Source organism: Burkholderia lata (assembly GCF_902499025.1).
GTDB classification, from domain to species: Bacteria; Pseudomonadota; Gammaproteobacteria; order Burkholderiales; family Burkholderiaceae; genus Burkholderia; species Burkholderia lata_C.
Genome location: NZ_CABVPW010000047.1, coordinates 1 through 15,032, shown reverse-complemented (window position 1 = coordinate 15,032; position 15,032 = coordinate 1). Strand labels below are relative to the sequence as shown.

Annotated in this window: 15 protein-coding genes; 9 read left to right on the top strand and 6 right to left on the bottom strand. The window is 67.6% G+C overall.

Annotation, left to right across the window (positions count from 1 at the left end; all coding sequences use genetic code 11):
- Window positions 1–245: 245 nt before the first annotated feature.
- The gene (gene uvrA / locus BDI24065_RS34335) at window positions 246–3,131 is read right to left on the bottom strand and encodes an excinuclease ABC subunit UvrA (RefSeq protein WP_175034929.1); all 2,886 of its coding nucleotides are present in this window, start codon (window positions 3,129–3,131) and stop codon (window positions 246–248) included.
- 264 nt (window positions 3,132–3,395) lie between these two features.
- Between uvrA and BDI24065_RS34330 the strand changes: the two genes are divergently transcribed.
- The 9 genes from BDI24065_RS34330 to BDI24065_RS34290 all read left to right on the top strand — a co-directional run bounded on the left by BDI24065_RS34330 (window position 3,396) and on the right by BDI24065_RS34290 (window position 11,225).
- On the top strand, window positions 3,396–4,583 hold the full coding sequence (locus BDI24065_RS34330; protein WP_043187349.1) for an MFS transporter: 1,188 nt from the start codon (window positions 3,396–3,398) through the stop codon (window positions 4,581–4,583).
- Window positions 4,584–4,684: 101 nt separating this feature from the next.
- Window positions 4,685–5,242, top strand: coding sequence for a single-stranded DNA-binding protein (locus BDI24065_RS34325; protein ID WP_059233184.1), 558 nt, complete (start codon window positions 4,685–4,687; stop codon window positions 5,240–5,242).
- Between the two features lie 120 nt (window positions 5,243–5,362).
- Entirely contained in the window at window positions 5,363–5,911 is a 549-nt protein-coding gene (mug, locus tag BDI24065_RS34320; protein WP_175034960.1) for a G/U mismatch-specific DNA glycosylase, read from the top strand.
- Window positions 5,898–6,521: a DNA-3-methyladenine glycosylase gene (locus tag BDI24065_RS34315; protein WP_175034928.1), complete on the top strand. Its 624-nt coding sequence runs from the start codon at window positions 5,898–5,900 to the stop codon at window positions 6,519–6,521. The genes mug and BDI24065_RS34315 overlap by 14 nt, the downstream gene beginning before the upstream one ends.
- Before the next feature lie 103 nt (window positions 6,522–6,624).
- Window positions 6,625–7,389: a ParA family protein gene (locus tag BDI24065_RS34310; RefSeq protein WP_175034927.1), complete on the top strand. Its 765-nt coding sequence runs from the start codon at window positions 6,625–6,627 to the stop codon at window positions 7,387–7,389.
- A 502-nt stretch (window positions 7,390–7,891) separates the two neighbouring features.
- Window positions 7,892–8,476: a TIGR01841 family phasin gene (phaP, locus tag BDI24065_RS34305; RefSeq protein ID WP_175034926.1), complete on the top strand. Its 585-nt coding sequence runs from the start codon at window positions 7,892–7,894 to the stop codon at window positions 8,474–8,476.
- Between the two features lie 291 nt (window positions 8,477–8,767).
- Window positions 8,768–9,949, top strand: coding sequence for an acetyl-CoA C-acetyltransferase (locus BDI24065_RS34300; protein ID WP_175034925.1), 1,182 nt, complete (start codon window positions 8,768–8,770; stop codon window positions 9,947–9,949).
- A gap of 217 nt (window positions 9,950–10,166) precedes the next feature.
- The gene (gene phbB, locus BDI24065_RS34295; protein ID WP_043187380.1) at window positions 10,167–10,910 is read left to right on the top strand and encodes an acetoacetyl-CoA reductase; all 744 of its coding nucleotides are present in this window, start codon (window positions 10,167–10,169) and stop codon (window positions 10,908–10,910) included.
- A gap of 108 nt (window positions 10,911–11,018) precedes the next feature.
- Window positions 11,019–11,225, top strand: coding sequence for a hypothetical protein (locus BDI24065_RS34290; protein WP_175034924.1), 207 nt, complete (start codon window positions 11,019–11,021; stop codon window positions 11,223–11,225).
- A gap of 91 nt (window positions 11,226–11,316) precedes the next feature.
- Here BDI24065_RS34290 and BDI24065_RS34285 read toward each other — a convergent pair whose 3' ends face one another.
- The 5 genes from BDI24065_RS34285 to BDI24065_RS34265 all read right to left on the bottom strand — a co-directional run.
- Window positions 11,317–11,616 carry a hypothetical protein gene (locus BDI24065_RS34285; protein ID WP_039360203.1) on the bottom strand — a complete coding sequence of 100 codons (300 nt, stop codon included), beginning with the start codon at window positions 11,614–11,616 and terminating at the stop codon, window positions 11,317–11,319.
- A 31-nt stretch (window positions 11,617–11,647) separates the two neighbouring features.
- Window positions 11,648–12,151, bottom strand: a complete 504-nt coding sequence (locus tag BDI24065_RS34280; RefSeq protein WP_175034923.1) for a hotdog family protein — start codon at window positions 12,149–12,151, stop codon at window positions 11,648–11,650.
- Entirely contained in the window at window positions 12,151–12,966 is an 816-nt protein-coding gene (locus BDI24065_RS34275; RefSeq protein ID WP_175034922.1) for a beta-ketoacyl synthase chain length factor, read from the bottom strand. Before BDI24065_RS34275 ends, BDI24065_RS34280 begins: the two co-directional genes overlap by 1 nt.
- A gap of 8 nt (window positions 12,967–12,974) precedes the next feature.
- Entirely contained in the window at window positions 12,975–14,186 is a 1,212-nt protein-coding gene (locus BDI24065_RS34270) for a beta-ketoacyl-[acyl-carrier-protein] synthase family protein (RefSeq protein ID WP_175034921.1), read from the bottom strand.
- 63 nt (window positions 14,187–14,249) lie between these two features.
- The coding region (locus BDI24065_RS34265; protein ID WP_175034920.1) for a polysaccharide deacetylase family protein at window positions 14,250–15,032 on the bottom strand (783 nt) is incomplete at its 5' end.

The following is a 15,032-nucleotide window of genomic DNA, read 5'->3' as shown; positions in this document are numbered from 1 at the left end:
TTCCTGTCGTTCGTGTGTCATGCCGCGGAATGCGCGGCAGAGCCGTGTTCGCCCGGCGCCGCACCGGATTGGTGCGTACGGCGAACCTTACGACCGTAAAGTATAGCCGCCATTATGGTCCGCAACGGGGCCGTTTGGCGCATGGTGTAAACGCAGAAGGGAAAACGAGAAGGGGCCGGATTCGCGGTGCGGAAGGGCGCGCGCGGCCGGGCGGCCGCGCGCGGGAGGGGAGGCAGGCGGGCGCGTCAGCCTGCCGCGACCTTGCGGGCCGTGCGCTTGAGCAGCGGCGCGAGGTACTTGCCGGTGAAGCTCGCCTTCGTTTTCGCGACCTGCTCGGGCGTGCCCTGCGCGATGATCTGGCCACCGCCGGCGCCGCCTTCGGGGCCGAGGTCGATCACCCAGTCGGCCGTCTTGATCACGTCGAGGTTGTGCTCGATGATCACGACCGTGTTGCCCTGGTCGCGCAGCCGGTGGATCACTTCCAGCAGCAGGGCGATGTCGTGAAAGTGCAGGCCGGTGGTCGGCTCGTCGAGGATGTACAGCGTGCGGCCGGTGTCGCGCTTGGAGAGTTCGAGCGACAGCTTCACGCGCTGCGCCTCGCCGCCCGACAGCGTCGTGGCCGACTGGCCGAGGCGGATGTAACCGAGGCCGACGTCGAGCAGCGTCTTCAGCTTGCGCGCGATGACCGGCACCGCGCTGAAGAACGCGTACGCGTGCTCGACGGTCATGTCGAGCACTTCGCTGATGTTCTTGCCCTTGTACTGCACTTCGAGCGTTTCGCGGTTGTAGCGCTTGCCGTGACACACGTCGCACGGCACGTAGACGTCCGGCAGGAAGTGCATCTCGACCTTCAGCACGCCGTCGCCCTGGCACGATTCGCAGCGGCCGCCCTTCACGTTGAACGAGAAGCGGCCCGGATCGTAGCCGCGCTCCTTCGAGGTCGGCACGCCCGAGAACAGCTCTCGGATCGGCGTGAACAGGCCCGTATACGTGGCCGGGTTCGAGCGCGGCGTGCGGCCGATCGGCGACTGGTCGACGTTGATCACCTTGTCGAAGTGCTCGAGGCCCTCGATCGCCTCGTGCGGCGCCGGCTCGGCCGACGAACCGTACAGGTGGCGCGCGACCGCGTGATACAGCGTGTCGTTGATCAGCGTCGACTTGCCGGAGCCCGACACGCCGGTGATGCAGGTCAAGAGGCCGACCGGCAGCTCGAGATCGACGTGCTTCAGGTTGTTGCCGTGCGCGTCGACGATGCGCAGCATCCGCTCGGGATCGGGCGCGAGCCGCTCGTCCGGATACTCGATCGTGCGCTTGCCGACCAGGTACTGGCCGGTGAGCGACTGCGGGTTCGACTGCACCTGCTTTGGCGTGCCCTCGGCCACGATCACGCCGCCGTGCTCGCCGGCGCCCGGGCCCATGTCGACGACGTAGTCGGCCGTGCGGATCATGTCCTCGTCGTGCTCGACGACGATCACCGAGTTGCCGAGGTCGCGCAGGTGCTTGAGGGTTGCGATCAGGCGGTCGTTGTCGCGCTGGTGCAGGCCGATCGACGGCTCGTCGAGCACGTACATCACGCCCGTGAGGCCCGAGCCGATCTGCGACGCGAGCCGGATGCGCTGCGCCTCGCCGCCCGACAGGGTTTCCGCGCTGCGCTCGAGCGACAGGTAGTCGAGGCCGACGTTGTTCAGGAAGGTGAGGCGCGCGACGATTTCCTTGATCACCTTGTCGGCGATCTCGCCCTTCGCGCCGTCGAGCGTCAGGCCGTCGAAATAGCCGAGCGCGTCGCGTAGCGGCCAGCCGCTGATTTCAAAGATGCCGCGCGCGTAGTCGCCGGTGCCGACCCGCACGTGGCGCGCTTCGCGGCGCAGGCGCGTGCCGTCGCACGACGGGCACGGCTGGTTGTTCTGGTACTTCGACAGTTCTTCGCGCACCGCGACCGAATCGGTCTCGCGGTAGCGGCGCTCGAGGTTCGGGATGATCCCTTCGAACACGTGTTCGCGGATCGTCGTGCGGCCGCGCTCGTTGATGTACGAGAACGGGATCGTCTGCTTGCCCGAGCCGAACAGCAGCACCTTCCGGATCTTTTCCGGCAGGTCCTCGAACGCGGCGTCGATGTCGAATTCGTAGAACGCCGCGAGACTCTGCAGCATCTGGAAGTAGAACTGGTTGCGGCGGTCCCAGCCTTTCACGGCGCCGGCGGCGAGCGACAGCGACGGGTGCGCGACGACCCGCTTCGGATCGAAGAACGTGATCTGGCCGAGGCCGTCGCATTCCGGGCACGCACCCATCGGGTTGTTGAACGAGAACAGGCGCGGCTCGAGTTCCTGCAGCGAGTACGAGCAGATCGGGCACGCGAACTTCGAGCTGAACAGGTACTCGCGGTCGGTATCCATCTCGAGCGCGATCGCGCGGCCGTCGGCGAGGCGCAGCGCCGTCTCGAACGATTCGGCGAGCCGCTGCTTCATGTCCGGGCGCACCTTGAGACGATCGACGACGACGTCGATCGTGTGCTTGTCGTTCTTCTTCAGCTTCGGCAGCGACTCGACCTCGTAGATCTTCGCGACGCCTTCGTTCGCGGCGCCGCCGCCCGAGCGCACGCGAAAGCGCACGAAACCTTGCGCCTGCATGTCCTCGAACAGCTCGGCGTGCTCGCCCTTGCGGTCCGCGACGACGGGCGCGAGGATCATCAGCTTGGTTTCCTCGGGCAGCGCGAGCGCCGCGTCGACCATCTGCGACACGCTCTGCGCTTCCAGCGGGATGTCGTGGTCGGGGCAGTACGGCGTGCCGACACGTGCGAACAAAAGTCGCAGGTAGTCGTGGATTTCCGTGACCGTGCCGACGGTCGAACGCGGGTTGTGGGACGTCGCCTTCTGCTCGATCGAGATTGCCGGCGACAGGCCTTCGATCAGGTCGACGTCGGGTTTCTCCATCAGTTGCAGGAACTGGCGGGCATACGCGGAAAGGCTTTCGACGTAGCGGCGCTGGCCCTCGGCATAAAGGGTATCGAACGCGAGCGACGACTTGCCCGACCCGGACAACCCGGTAATCACGATCAGCTTGTGGCGCGGCAGGTCGAGATTGACGTTTTTCAGGTTGTGGGTTCGAGCCCCACGGATGCGGATCTGTTCCATGAACCTGGCGAAAATGGAGGGAACCAAACCTGCTACTATAACGGCTTTTCGAGGCCGTCGTTTGGGGCCCCCAGCCTTAGCAGCAGGTGGCAGCAAGGTGACGCCTGCGCCGGGAAAGCGGCCGCATCGCGCGGTTCCGGGTGGCCTGCGGGCTGCCTGAATCCTGCCCCGACGTGTCGCCGGCCAAGCCTCCCGGGCCGCTGGTCCTGATCTTCCGCCGCCCGGTGTCGGGCGGACATTCCGATCATTCGAAATTCATTCCCGATGTCCAATCCGTCTGCCACGTCTTCCCGCATGACTGCGCCCGAATTGCGCGCGACCACGTCGCTCGCGGCGATCTTCGCGCTACGCATGCTCGGCCTGTTCATGATCATGCCGGTGTTCTCGGTCTACGCGAAAACCATCCCGGGCGGCGACAACGTGCTGCTCGTCGGTATCGCGCTCGGGGCCTACGGCGTCACGCAGTCGCTGTTCTACATCTTCTACGGCTGGGCGTCCGACAAGTTCGGCCGCAAGCCGGTGATCGCGACCGGCCTCGTGATCTTCGCGATCGGCAGCTTCGTCGCCGCGTCCGCGCACGACATCACGTGGATCATCGTCGGCCGCGTGATCCAGGGGATGGGCGCGGTGTCGTCCGCGGTGCTCGCGTTCATCGCCGACCTGACCTCCGAGCAGAACCGCACGAAGGCGATGGCGATGGTCGGCGGCTCGATCGGCGTGTCGTTCGCGGTCGCGATCGTCGGCGCGCCGATCGTGTTCCACTGGGTCGGGATGAGCGGGCTGTTCGCGATCGTCGGCGTGCTGTCGATCCTCGCGATCGGCGTCGTGCTGTGGATCGTGCCCGACGCGGCGAAGCCCGTGCACGTGCCCGCGCCGTTCGCCGAGGTGCTGCACAACGTCGAGCTGCTGCGCCTGAACTTCGGCGTGCTGGTGCTGCATGCCACGCAGACGGCGCTGTTCCTCGTCGTGCCGCGCCTGCTCGTCGACGGCGGCCTGCCGGTCGCCTCGCACTGGAAGGTCTACCTGCCGGTGATGGGGCTCGCGTTCGTGATGATGGTCCCGGCGATCATCGTCGCGGAAAAACGGGGCAAGATGAAGCCGGTGCTGCTCGGCGGCATCCTGGCTATCCTGATCGGCCAATTGTTGTTGGGCAGCGCGCCGCATACCATCCTGATTGTGGCGGCAGTTCTTTTCGTCTACTTCCTCGGCTTCAACATCCTGGAAGCGTCGCAGCCGTCGCTCGTGTCGAAGCTCGCACCCGGTTCGCGCAAGGGCGCGGCCACGGGCGTCTACAACACCACGCAGTCCATCGGGCTCGCGCTCGGCGGCATCGTGGGCGGCTGGCTGCTGAAGCACGGCGGCGCCAATACGGTCTTCTACACGTGTTCGGGGCTCGTTGCCGCGTGGCTTATAATCGCGGCCAGCATGAAAGCGCCGCCGCGCAAGGCCTGAACTTACTTCGGGCAGGCACCGGCGGCGCTCGCCGGCTTGCCCGGCGGGCCGTACCGACAGCATGAGCGGGCGGCCCGGCATCGAATTTACTGGAGAAACACATGGCATCCGTCAACAAGGTCATCCTCGTCGGCAATCTCGGCGCCGATCCTGAAGTCCGTTACCTGCCGAGCGGCGACGCGGTTGCGAACATCCGTCTCGCGACGACCGACCGCTACAAGGACAAGGCAAGCGGCGATTTCAAGGAAATGACCGAGTGGCATCGCGTCGCGTTCTTCGGTCGTCTGGCGGAAATCGTCAGCGAATACCTGAAGAAGGGTTCGTCGGTCTATATCGAAGGCCGCATCCGCACGCGCAAGTGGCAGGGCCAGGACGGCCAGGATCGTTACTCGACGGAAATCGTCGCCGACCAGATGCAGATGCTCGGCGGCCGCGGTGCGGGCGGCGGCGGCGGCGGTGGCGGTGACGAAGGCGGTTACGGCGGCGGCTACGGTGGTGGCGGCGGCGGTGGCCGTGGCGAGCAGATGGAGCGTGGCGGTGGCGGCGGCGGTCGTGCCGGTGGTGCCGCGCGTGGCGGTGCAGGCGGCGGCGCGCAGAGCCGTCCGAGCGCACCGGCAGGCGGCGGCTTCGACGAGATGGACGACGATATCCCGTTCTGATCGACAAGCCGGCATCCAGCATCACGATGGGCCCGAATGTCCGAGTCAAGCCAGTTGCTTGGCCCGGGTCTTCGGGCCTTGTTTCGTTTACGTCGATGTTCCTTGCGCGCCAGGCAAACCGTGGCTGACGAACTTCCCGATCTCATCGCTCCGCATCTCGACGTGCTGTTCTGCGGGATCAACCCCGGCCTGACCGCGGCCGCGACCGGGCATCACTTCGCGGGGAGAAGCAACCGCTTCTGGCGCGTGCTCCATCTCGCGGGCTTCACGCCGGCGGAAATGTCGCCGCAGGACGACCACGAAATACTCCGGTATGGCTGCGGCCTGACGGCGGTGGTGAAGCGGCCGACCGCGAGTGCCGATCAGCTTTCGCGCGCGGAATTCATCGCCGCGGCTGCCGAGTTCGAACAGAAGGTGGCGCGTTATGCGCCGCGCTTCGTCGCCTTTCTCGGCAAGGCGGCGTACTCGGCGCTTTCCGGTCAGCGAGAAGTCGAGTGGGGGCTGCAACCGGCCCGCATGCAGGGGGCGAGCGTCTGGGTGCTGCCCAATCCCAGCGGGAGAAACCTCGCGTTCGGCCTCGACGATCTGGTCGACGCGTACCGTCGGCTTCGTCTGCAGGCGAAGGCCGTTCCCGGTCTTCAACCGGAGGGGCGGGATGCCGCGCAGTGACGCCGCGCCTCGGTGGCCGGGCACCGTGCTGTCCCGCGCGTTTTTCGACCGCGTGGCTACCGACGTCGCGCCGCAACTGCTGAACAAGATTCTCGCTGCGGCGGATGGCCGGGCCGGGCGGATCGTCGAAGTGGAAGCCTATGCCGGTGCGATCGACCCGGCCGCGCATACCTATCGCGGCAAGACACCGCGTAACGCGACGATGTTCGGGCTGCCGGGGCACCTGTACGTCTATTTCACCTATGGCATGCACTGGTGCTGCAATTGCGTGTGCGGCCCGGACGGCATGGGAACGGGTGTGCTGATCCGTGCGCTCGAGCCGCTGAAAGGGCTCGAGCAGATGCGTGCGGTACGGCCGCCGCAGACGCGCGATCGCGACCTGTGCCGGGGGCCGGCGCGGCTGACCCAGGCGATGGGGATCACCGGCGCGCAGGATGGTGTCGACCTGATCGGCGCGCACGAAGGGTTCGCGATCGTCGACGACGGCATCGCGCCGCCCGCCGATCTGGCGGGCGGGCCGCGCATCGGCATTCGCGTCGGCACGGATCTGCCATGGCGGTGGAGCGTGCCGGGCAACCGGTACGTGTCGGGGCCGGTGACGCGCCGCTGATACAGCCCCGTGCCTGGATGCGCACAATTCGACCTGCGTCACGCGACCGCCACAATTGTCCGGCTAAGCTGCTCCTTTCGACGTATTCGATCGAGGAGACAAAATGCGGCGGGTCGTATTCAACCAGAAGGGCGGCGTGGGCAAATCGACGATCGTCTGCAACCTGGCGGCGATCAGCGCGAGCGAAGGGCTGCGCACGCTCGTCATCGACCTCGATGCGCAGGCGAACTCCACGCGCTACCTGCTCGGCGATGCCGCGCCCGACGCGCAGCCGGGCGTCGCCGATTTTTTCGAAACGGCACTGACCTTCAACTTCCGTCCGGTCGACGTCACGTCGTTCATCCACCCGACCCCGTTCGAAGGGCTCGACGTGATGCCCGCGCATCCGGAGCTCGACACGCTGCACGGCAAGCTCGAATCGCGTTACAAGATCTACAAGCTGCGCGACGCGCTGAACGAGCTCGACGCCTACGACGCCGTCTACATCGACACGCCGCCCGCGCTGAATTTCTATACGCGCTCGGCGCTGATCGCGGTCGAGCGCTGCCTGATCCCGTTCGACTGCGACGATTTCTCGCGTCGCGCGCTGTACACGCTGCTCGAGAACGTGAAGGAAATCCAGCAGGACCACAACGCGGCGCTCGAGGTGGAAGGGATCGTCATCAACCAGTTCCAGCCACGGGCGAGCCTGCCGCAGCGGCTGGTCGACGAGCTCGTCGAAGAAGGGTTGCCGGTGCTCGCGTCGAGGCTGTCGGCATCGGTGAAGATCCGCGAGTCGCATCAGCTGTCCAGGCCGGTGATTCACCTCGAACCCGGGCACAAGCTCGCGCAGGAGTTCCTCGCGCTGCATCGCGAACTGACCGGCTGATTCCGCACCTGCCTGACGCGCACGCGGCCGCATCATGCGGCCTTTTTTATTGCGACCCGCAATTCATCCGATCATTGATTCCGTCATTAATAATCCCGAAAACGATTTCATAATAAATCCAGAAAAAACGATTACATAAGTGACTGCTCCATTTTCAATACGTCCCGGTTTTCTAATAAACGGAATAATGAATTGGTAAATGTTGCGCGACGTCACGATCCGCTATCCTGTAAAAAGGTAAAAATACATTACGGGACAGGGTGGTGCGTGGCTTTTGTCCGCGCTTTCGGCGCATTGCGTGTTCCAGCGGTTGTCTCGATTAGGAATAAGGGTTTACACCTATCATTAATGCCATTTAATTGACAATTAATCGATCTAGAATGGCCTCCTTCAACTTCCCGTGCTCAAATAAGTGACGGGTTGTCAATAAGGAAGTCTGCTGTCGATCTGGCTTCCAATTTTCTTTACGTTGTCTCTCGCATTGCTAACAGGAGCGTGCCCGATGTCCGTATTTGCCCCCGAAAAAATCAACGCCGAATATCAATCCGGTATCGCCGCGTGGTTTGCGATCGCTCGTCCGGCGATCCAGGGTTTCGAGGCTGTCGTCGAACTCAACCTGCAAGCGGCCCGGACGGCGCTCGAGGAATACGAGGACAAGCTGAAGAACGCATTCAACAGCAGCAACCCGGCCGCGGGCTTCGCGCAGCAGGTCGCAGCGCCTCAGGAAGCGGCCGGCAAGGTCGTGTCGTACGGCCGCCATCTGTTCGATATCGCGGTGTCGACGCAGTCCGAATGGGCGAAGGTCGCGCAAGCGCAATACGAACAGAACGACAAGCGCCTGAAGGACGTGCTCGGCGAACTGTCGAAGCATGCACCGGCCGGCTCGGCGCCCGTGGTGGCCGCGCTGAACTCGGCGCTGTCGGCCGCGACCGCCGCAGCTGATTCGGTGCGCGCAGCGACGGGCCAGGCAATCGAAGCCGCACAGAGCGGCTTCGATGCGGTCAGCGAAACGGCCACGCGCGGCGCGAAGCAAACGGCTGCCGCCGCACGCAAGGACGCCGCGGCCGCACGCGAATCGGCTGCGTAATCGCGTCGCCACGCAAGCACGTGTCGCGCACGAGCGCGACACGATTGATCGGCGCCGGATGACGCCGGACCCGCGTGTGCCGCGCGGGGTCCGGCGAACGTCCGGTTTGCCGCAAGACGCCGGTGAACCGGCGAGCCGTACCGGTGCGTCGCCCGTGCGAACGGGCGCTGTGCGCCGTACGGCGGCGTGCGACCGCTATCGCGCCGGATGGCCCGAGACGCGTGATCGCCAGCCGAGGCCGGCTCGCGCCGGCGTCAGAACGACGAACTGATTTCGATGCAGGAACTGGACATGACGGAAGTAGTGATCGTATCGGCCGCGCGGACCGCGGTCGGCAAATTCGGCGGTTCGCTTGCGAAGATTGCGGCGCCCGAGCTGGGCGCGACGGTGATCCGCGCGGTGCTGGAGCGGGCGGGCGTGACGCCCGAGCAGGTCAGCGAAGTGATCATGGGCCAGGTGCTGACGGCCGGCTCCGGGCAGAACCCGGCGCGCCAGTCGCTGATCAAGGCCGGCCTGCCGAGCGCAGTGCCGGGGATGACGATCAACAAGGTGTGCGGCTCGGGCCTGAAGGCCGTGATGCTGGCGGCGAATGCGATCGTCGCGGGCGACGCGGAGATCGTGATCGCGGGCGGCCAGGAGAACATGAGCGCGTCGCCGCACGTGCTGCCGGGCTCGCGCGACGGGTTCCGGATGGGCGACGCGAAGCTGGTCGACACGATGATCGTCGACGGCCTGTGGGACGTGTACAACCAGTACCACATGGGCATCACGGCGGAGAACGTCGCGAAGGAATACGGGATCACGCGCGAACAGCAGGATGCATTCGCGGCGCTGTCGCAGAACAAGGCGGAGGCCGCGCAGAAGGCCGGTCGCTTCGACGACGAAATCGTGCCGGTGGCGATTCCGCAACGCAAGGGCGAGCCGCTGCAGTTCGCCACCGATGAATTCGTGCGTCACGGCGTGACGGCGGAATCGCTGGCCGGGCTGAAGCCGGCGTTCTCGAAGGACGGCTCGGTGACGGCGGCGAACGCGTCGGGGCTGAACGACGGCGCGGCGGCGGTGCTGGTGATGTCGGCGCAGAAGGCGGCGGCACTGGGCCTGACGCCGCTGGCGCGGATCAAGGCGTACGCGAATGCGGGCGTGGATCCGAGCGTGATGGGGATGGGCCCGGTGCCGGCATCGCGCCGGTGCCTGGAGCGCGCGGGCTGGACGCCGGGCGACCTGGACCTGATGGAGATCAACGAGGCGTTCGCGGCGCAGGCGCTGGCGGTACACAAGCAGATGGGCTGGGACACGTCGAAGGTGAACGTGAACGGCGGGGCGATCGCGATCGGCCACCCGATCGGCGCGTCGGGCTGCCGGATCCTGGTGACGCTGCTGCACGAGATGGCCAAGCGCGATGCGAAGCGCGGGCTGGCGTCGCTGTGCATCGGCGGCGGGATGGGCGTCGCGCTCGCGGTCGAGCGCGCGTGAGCAGGGTCTGACGACTCGCCCCGCGTGCGGCGCCGGCCGGCGTCGCACGCGGGCGAAGCGGTTTTCGCGCACGACAAGCAGTGAACAACACGCGCGAGGTGCCGGTGCGTGCCGCGTCCGCGACGCGGGCGGCTGCGCATCGAAGCGGAGGGGCGGCAGCATGTGCGATGCCGTCGCCCCGCCTTCATCGATTACTTTTTTGTCGGTAATTTATAGGATGACTAAGCGAATTGCAGTTGTGACTGGTGGAATGGGCGGCCTCGGCGAAGCGGTCAGCATCAGGTTGAACGACGCGGGCCACCGGGTAGTCGTCACGTATTCGCCGAACAACACCGGCGCGGACCGCTGGCTGACCGAGATGCACGCGGCCGGTCGCGAGTTCCACGCGTACCCGGTGGACGTGGCCGATCACGATTCGTGCCAGCAATGCATCGAGAAGATCGTGCGGGACGTCGGCCCGGTCGACATTCTCGTGAACAACGCGGGCATCACGCGCGACATGACGCTGCGCAAGCTCGACAAGGTCAACTGGGATGCGGTGATCCGCACCAACCTCGATTCCGTGTTCAACATGACGAAGCCGGTCTGCGAAAGCATGGTCGAGCGCGGCTGGGGCCGCATCGTCAACATCTCGTCGGTGAACGGCTCGAAGGGTTCGGTCGGCCAGACCAACTACGCGGCCGCGAAGGCCGGCATGCACGGTTTCACGAAATCGCTCGCGCTCGAGATCGCGCGCAAGGGCGTGACGGTGAACACGGTGTCGCCGGGCTACCTCGCGACGAAGATGGTCACGGCGATCCCGCAGGACATCCTCGACTCGAAGATCCTCCCGCAGATTCCGGCGGGCCGGCTCGGCAAGCCCGAGGAAGTCGCGGCGCTGGTGGCTTACCTGTGCTCGGAGGAGGCCGGCTTCGTGACGGGCTCCAACATCGCGATCAACGGCGGCCAGCACATGCACTGACGCGCGGCGGCCCGGCGGCGTGCGCGCACGTGCCGGGCCGCGTTCCGCACTATCCAGTGCCGGGGCGGCGGCAGGCGCGCCGCTTCGGCTTCGCATTCCGGAGAAGGCATGGGCGACACCTGGATGGGACTCGCAATCGGCGGCACGGCACTGGCCGTCGCGCTGACGATGGCGATCTCGCTCTACTGGCTCGAGCGGCGCCGTGCGCGGCTGCTGCGGAACTTCGATCATCGCGATTGCTGGCTCGTCGCGTACGGCAAGTGCTTCGCGCGCGTGCGGGCCAGGCCGGCACGCCGCCTGCGCGGCGCACGTTGACGGCGGCGGCCGCGCGGCCGTGATGCGTCACGGTTGACGAGCGCTCACGCATCGCGCGCATGCCATCGGCGATGCGCGCGATGCCCGCCGATCAATCGCTCTTTTCGCTCTTTCCACCCGACTCGCCCGAGTCGTTCTTGTGGAAGATCCGCTTCGTCGTGCGCTTGGTGGCATCCCAGCCTTCGCGCGACACGTGTGCGACCCCGTGCCCGACCGCCTTCGCGGCGCTCGCGGTCGCGTGGCCGAAGCTGCGGGCCGCCTCGCCGGTCTTGTGCGCGGCTTCCTTCGAATCGCGCTTGATGTCCTGCTTCACTTCCGACATGTCCGCGTGCGCGATCGGGCTGATCAGCGCCAGAACGAGCGCGGTGCCAATAAACTGACGAACTTTCACGACCTGGTTTCCTTCCGTTGGGTAAGCGGCTTCATCGAGGATTCGGATTGCCGGCCGGCGCCGCGCTGAACGCGCCGGCTGCCGATGCGTCGAGCATCACCGCGGCGCGGCCGGACAGCAGCACGTGATCGCCGCAGCGCAGCACGAAGCCGTACAGCACCGAGCGGGTGTCGCCGCTCACGCGTTCCGCTTCGATGACGAGCGGTTGCGCGAACGTGTCGAGCCGGTCGACGAACGCGTCGACGTTGCGCACGCTCGCCAGATAGCCGACGCGCGGGCGCGCTTCGTGCGCGCCGAGCAGCGCGCCGTGCACGGCCATCGCCTGCGCCGCGTATTCGATGCCGCAGACGGAGGCGAGCCGGCCGTGCGCGCGCAGCGGGTTGTGCGGATCGCGGTGGCTCGTCGCGGTGCAGCGGATGCGGTCGGCATCCCATGCATCCACCGTGTCGAGCACGCACATCGCGCCGTCGTGCGGAATGTGCGCGGCGATCCACGCGTGGTCGAGCGGCGGCGCGAGCGGGGTCGTCACGGTCATCACGCGTGCTCCGTGTACGTATCCGGCATCGCGACATCGACCTGCACGCGTGTATCGGCCAGGTAGTCGAGCACGACGCGGGTCGTGCGCCTTGCGGCGAGTGCGTCGAGCAGCGGCAGCACGCGCGCGGCCGGATTGCCGGCGCGCAGCGCGTCGAGCTCGGCATGCGGGAGCATCGTGGCGGGTGCGTCGGTGAGTTGCACGTCGATGCGGGCGAGCGCGCGCTCGCTCGCGTCGGGCGCGAGCACGAGCGCCACGCCGAATGCGTCGCCGATCGGCCGCACCGCGCGCAGCGGCTCCGGATAGTCGGTGTCGTACGCGATCAGCAGGGTCGGTACGCGATCGACCGCGACCTGGCACAGGCTTTCGAGCAGGCCCGCGGCAAAGCTGCCGTCGTGCGCGCACAGCACGTTCGACGTCGCCATCGTGCGGGTCGCGATGCTCCAGTAACCGGCCGGCGCGTTGTGCACGGAGTTGTGGAAGCGCGTCGGCGACAGCTGACGATCGTCGCCGGCAAGCGTTTCGCAGATCGCGTGGCAATTCTGGCCGTCGCCGCCCGACGCGCTGAACACGGTCGCGAGCGTCGCGGCGTCGCGGCCGCTCGCGGCCACCGCTTCGTGGCCGGCCGCGAGCGCCACGCGCACGACGGGGCCGGTGCGGCGCCGCTCGGCCGACGGCAGGCCGGCAGGCGGCGGCAACTCGGTGCGGGCGGGCGCGTAAGGCGCGCGGCCCGCGAGTACGTCGGCCGCGTGCGGCCAGTCGGTCAATCCGGGGCCGACGAGGCCGATGCTTTCGATGTAGGCGGTGAGTGTCATGGCGGGCCTCAACGGCGTGCGTGGTCGGCGCGGCCGAGGATCAGGCTGCAATTCGTGCCGCCGAAACCGAACGAATTGGAGAGGACGGCGCGCACGCGCGCATCGCGGCTCGCGAGCACGTAGTCGGCGGCGAGTGCCGGGTCGGGTTGCGTCGTGTTGACGCCGGCCGGCACGAACTGCTCGCGCAGCGCGAGCGCGGCGACGACCGCCTCGAGCGCACCCGCCGCGCCGAGCGTATGGCCGGTCGCACCCTTCGTCGAGCTGCACGGCGTACTGGCGAACAGCGCGCCGATCGCGCGGCTTTCGGCGGCGTCGTTGCTCGGCGTCGCGGTGCCGTGCAGGTTCACGTAGTCGACGTCGGTCGCGCCGAGGCCGGCGGATGTGAGTGCCTGCTCGATCGCGACGCGTGCGCCGAGCCCGTCCGGATGCGGCGACGACATGTGATGCGCGTCGCTCGATTCGCCGATGCCGAGCAGCAGGATCGCGTCGGCGTCGAGTGCGGCGGGTGGGTCGGGCACGCGTTCGACGAGCGCGAACGCGGCGGCCTCGCCGATCGAGATGCCGTCGCGCGCGACATCGAACGGCCGGCACGGCTGGCGCGACAGCAGTTCGAGCGAATTGAAGCCGTACAGCGTCGTCAGGCACAGCGAATCGACGCCGCCGACGACGGCCGCGTCGATCAAGCCCGCCTCGATCATGCGGCGCGCGGAGCCGAACACCTTCGCGCCGGACGAGCAGGCGGACGAAATCGCCATCGCCGGCCCGCGCAGCGCAAAGAACGCGCGCACGAACGCGGCCGGCGAATACGGGTTGTGCGTCTGTGCGTAGCGGAAGTCGGCGGGCAGCGCGCCGCTCGCCGGGGCGCGGCGCTGGTATGCGTGCTCGGTTTCAAGGATGCCGGCCGTGCTCGTGCCGATGAACACGCCGACGCGCGCCGCACCGTAGCGCGCGACGGCCGCCGCGACGCGCGCGTCGAAGCCGTCCTGCGTGAGGCCGAGCTGCGCGAGGCGGTTGTTGCGGCACTCGAAGTCGGCGAGGTCGGTCCGCACGGGCTGGGCATCGACGCCGTCCACCGCGCCGATCCACGTGTCGAGATCCGCACGCTCGAAGTCGCAGCGCGTGAGCCCGCCGCGCGCGTGGCGCAGCGCATCGAGGGTCGCGTCGAGGCCGCGGCCGATGCAGCTGGTGGCGGTGAAGTGCGAGAGCAGGAGAGGTTTCACGAGGGTCGCATCCGGTGGCCGGAACGGGCGCCGCAGCAGGGCTGGCAGGCGCGCCGTTCGAGGTCAGATTTTATCAAACGGGGGGGCCGAACCGGCCGGCTCGCCCGGTTCGCCGGGCGGTTCCGGCGCGAGCGCCGCGCGCAGCGTGGTCCAGTGCAACTGCGCGTCGGCGGCCGCGCGCAACACCGCTTGCAGCACGTCGAGCACGACCGGTTCGCCGCGCGTGTCGCGCGCCGCGTGGCCGTCGTGTACGAGCAGGATGTCGCGCGCGTCGAGGCCGTGCAGCAGGCGGCGCGTGACGGTCGCGGCGTCGCGCGCACGCGTGTCGAAGCCGCGCCGCGTCCAGCTCGCAAGCTGCAGGCCGAGCTCGCACAGCACCGGTTCGAGAAACGGGTTGCGCAGGCCGGCCGGCGCGCGGAAGAACAGCGGGCGCGTACCGGCGATCTCGGTCAGCGTCTGCTGCGCGGCCGCGATCTCGCGCCGCAGCGCGGCGGGCCCCGACAGCGAGAACGTGTGCCGGTGCCGCTGGCTGTGGTTCTCGATCGCGTGACCGCGCGCGACGATCGCCTCGATCCAGCGTGGATGACGGCGCGCGAGATCGCCGATGCAGAAGAACGTCGCGCGTGCGTCGTAACGGTCGAGCAGGTCGAGCACGCGCGGCGTGACGTCCGGGTCCGGGCCATCGTCGATCGTCAGCGCGATGCGGCGGCCGGCGCCGGGCGGCAGGCGCGTCCAGTTCGGACCGAGCAGCGTGCTGCGCGGCCACAGGCCGGCGGCGGTCAGCGCGAGATGCGACGCCACCACGCCGCCGACGGCCCACGGCCACGCGGCCGGCTGCGCGACGAC

Excerpts from the sequence above, each read along its gene's own strand:
- BDI24065_RS34315 (WP_175034928.1), top strand. The coding sequence starts at position 5,898 with ATGCCGCGCAGTGACGCCGCGCCTCGGTGGCCGGGCACCGTGCTGTCC.
- BDI24065_RS34275 (WP_175034922.1), bottom strand. The coding sequence starts at position 12,966 with ATGACACTCACCGCCTACATCGAAAGCATCGGCCTCGTCGGCCCCGGA.
- BDI24065_RS34280 (WP_175034923.1), bottom strand. The coding sequence starts at position 12,151 with ATGACCGTGACGACCCCGCTCGCGCCGCCGCTCGACCACGCGTGGATC.
- BDI24065_RS34310 (WP_175034927.1), top strand. The coding sequence starts at position 6,625 with ATGCGGCGGGTCGTATTCAACCAGAAGGGCGGCGTGGGCAAATCGACG.
- phbB (WP_043187380.1), top strand. The coding sequence starts at position 10,167 with ATGACTAAGCGAATTGCAGTTGTGACTGGTGGAATGGGCGGCCTCGGC.
- BDI24065_RS34330 (WP_043187349.1), top strand. The coding sequence starts at position 3,396 with ATGTCCAATCCGTCTGCCACGTCTTCCCGCATGACTGCGCCCGAATTG.
- uvrA (WP_175034929.1), bottom strand. The coding sequence starts at position 3,131 with ATGGAACAGATCCGCATCCGTGGGGCTCGAACCCACAACCTGAAAAAC.
- BDI24065_RS34300 (WP_175034925.1), top strand. The coding sequence starts at position 8,768 with ATGACGGAAGTAGTGATCGTATCGGCCGCGCGGACCGCGGTCGGCAAA.
- BDI24065_RS34290 (WP_175034924.1), top strand. The coding sequence starts at position 11,019 with ATGGGCGACACCTGGATGGGACTCGCAATCGGCGGCACGGCACTGGCC.
- phaP (WP_175034926.1), top strand. The coding sequence starts at position 7,892 with ATGTCCGTATTTGCCCCCGAAAAAATCAACGCCGAATATCAATCCGGT.
- BDI24065_RS34325 (WP_059233184.1), top strand. The coding sequence starts at position 4,685 with ATGGCATCCGTCAACAAGGTCATCCTCGTCGGCAATCTCGGCGCCGAT.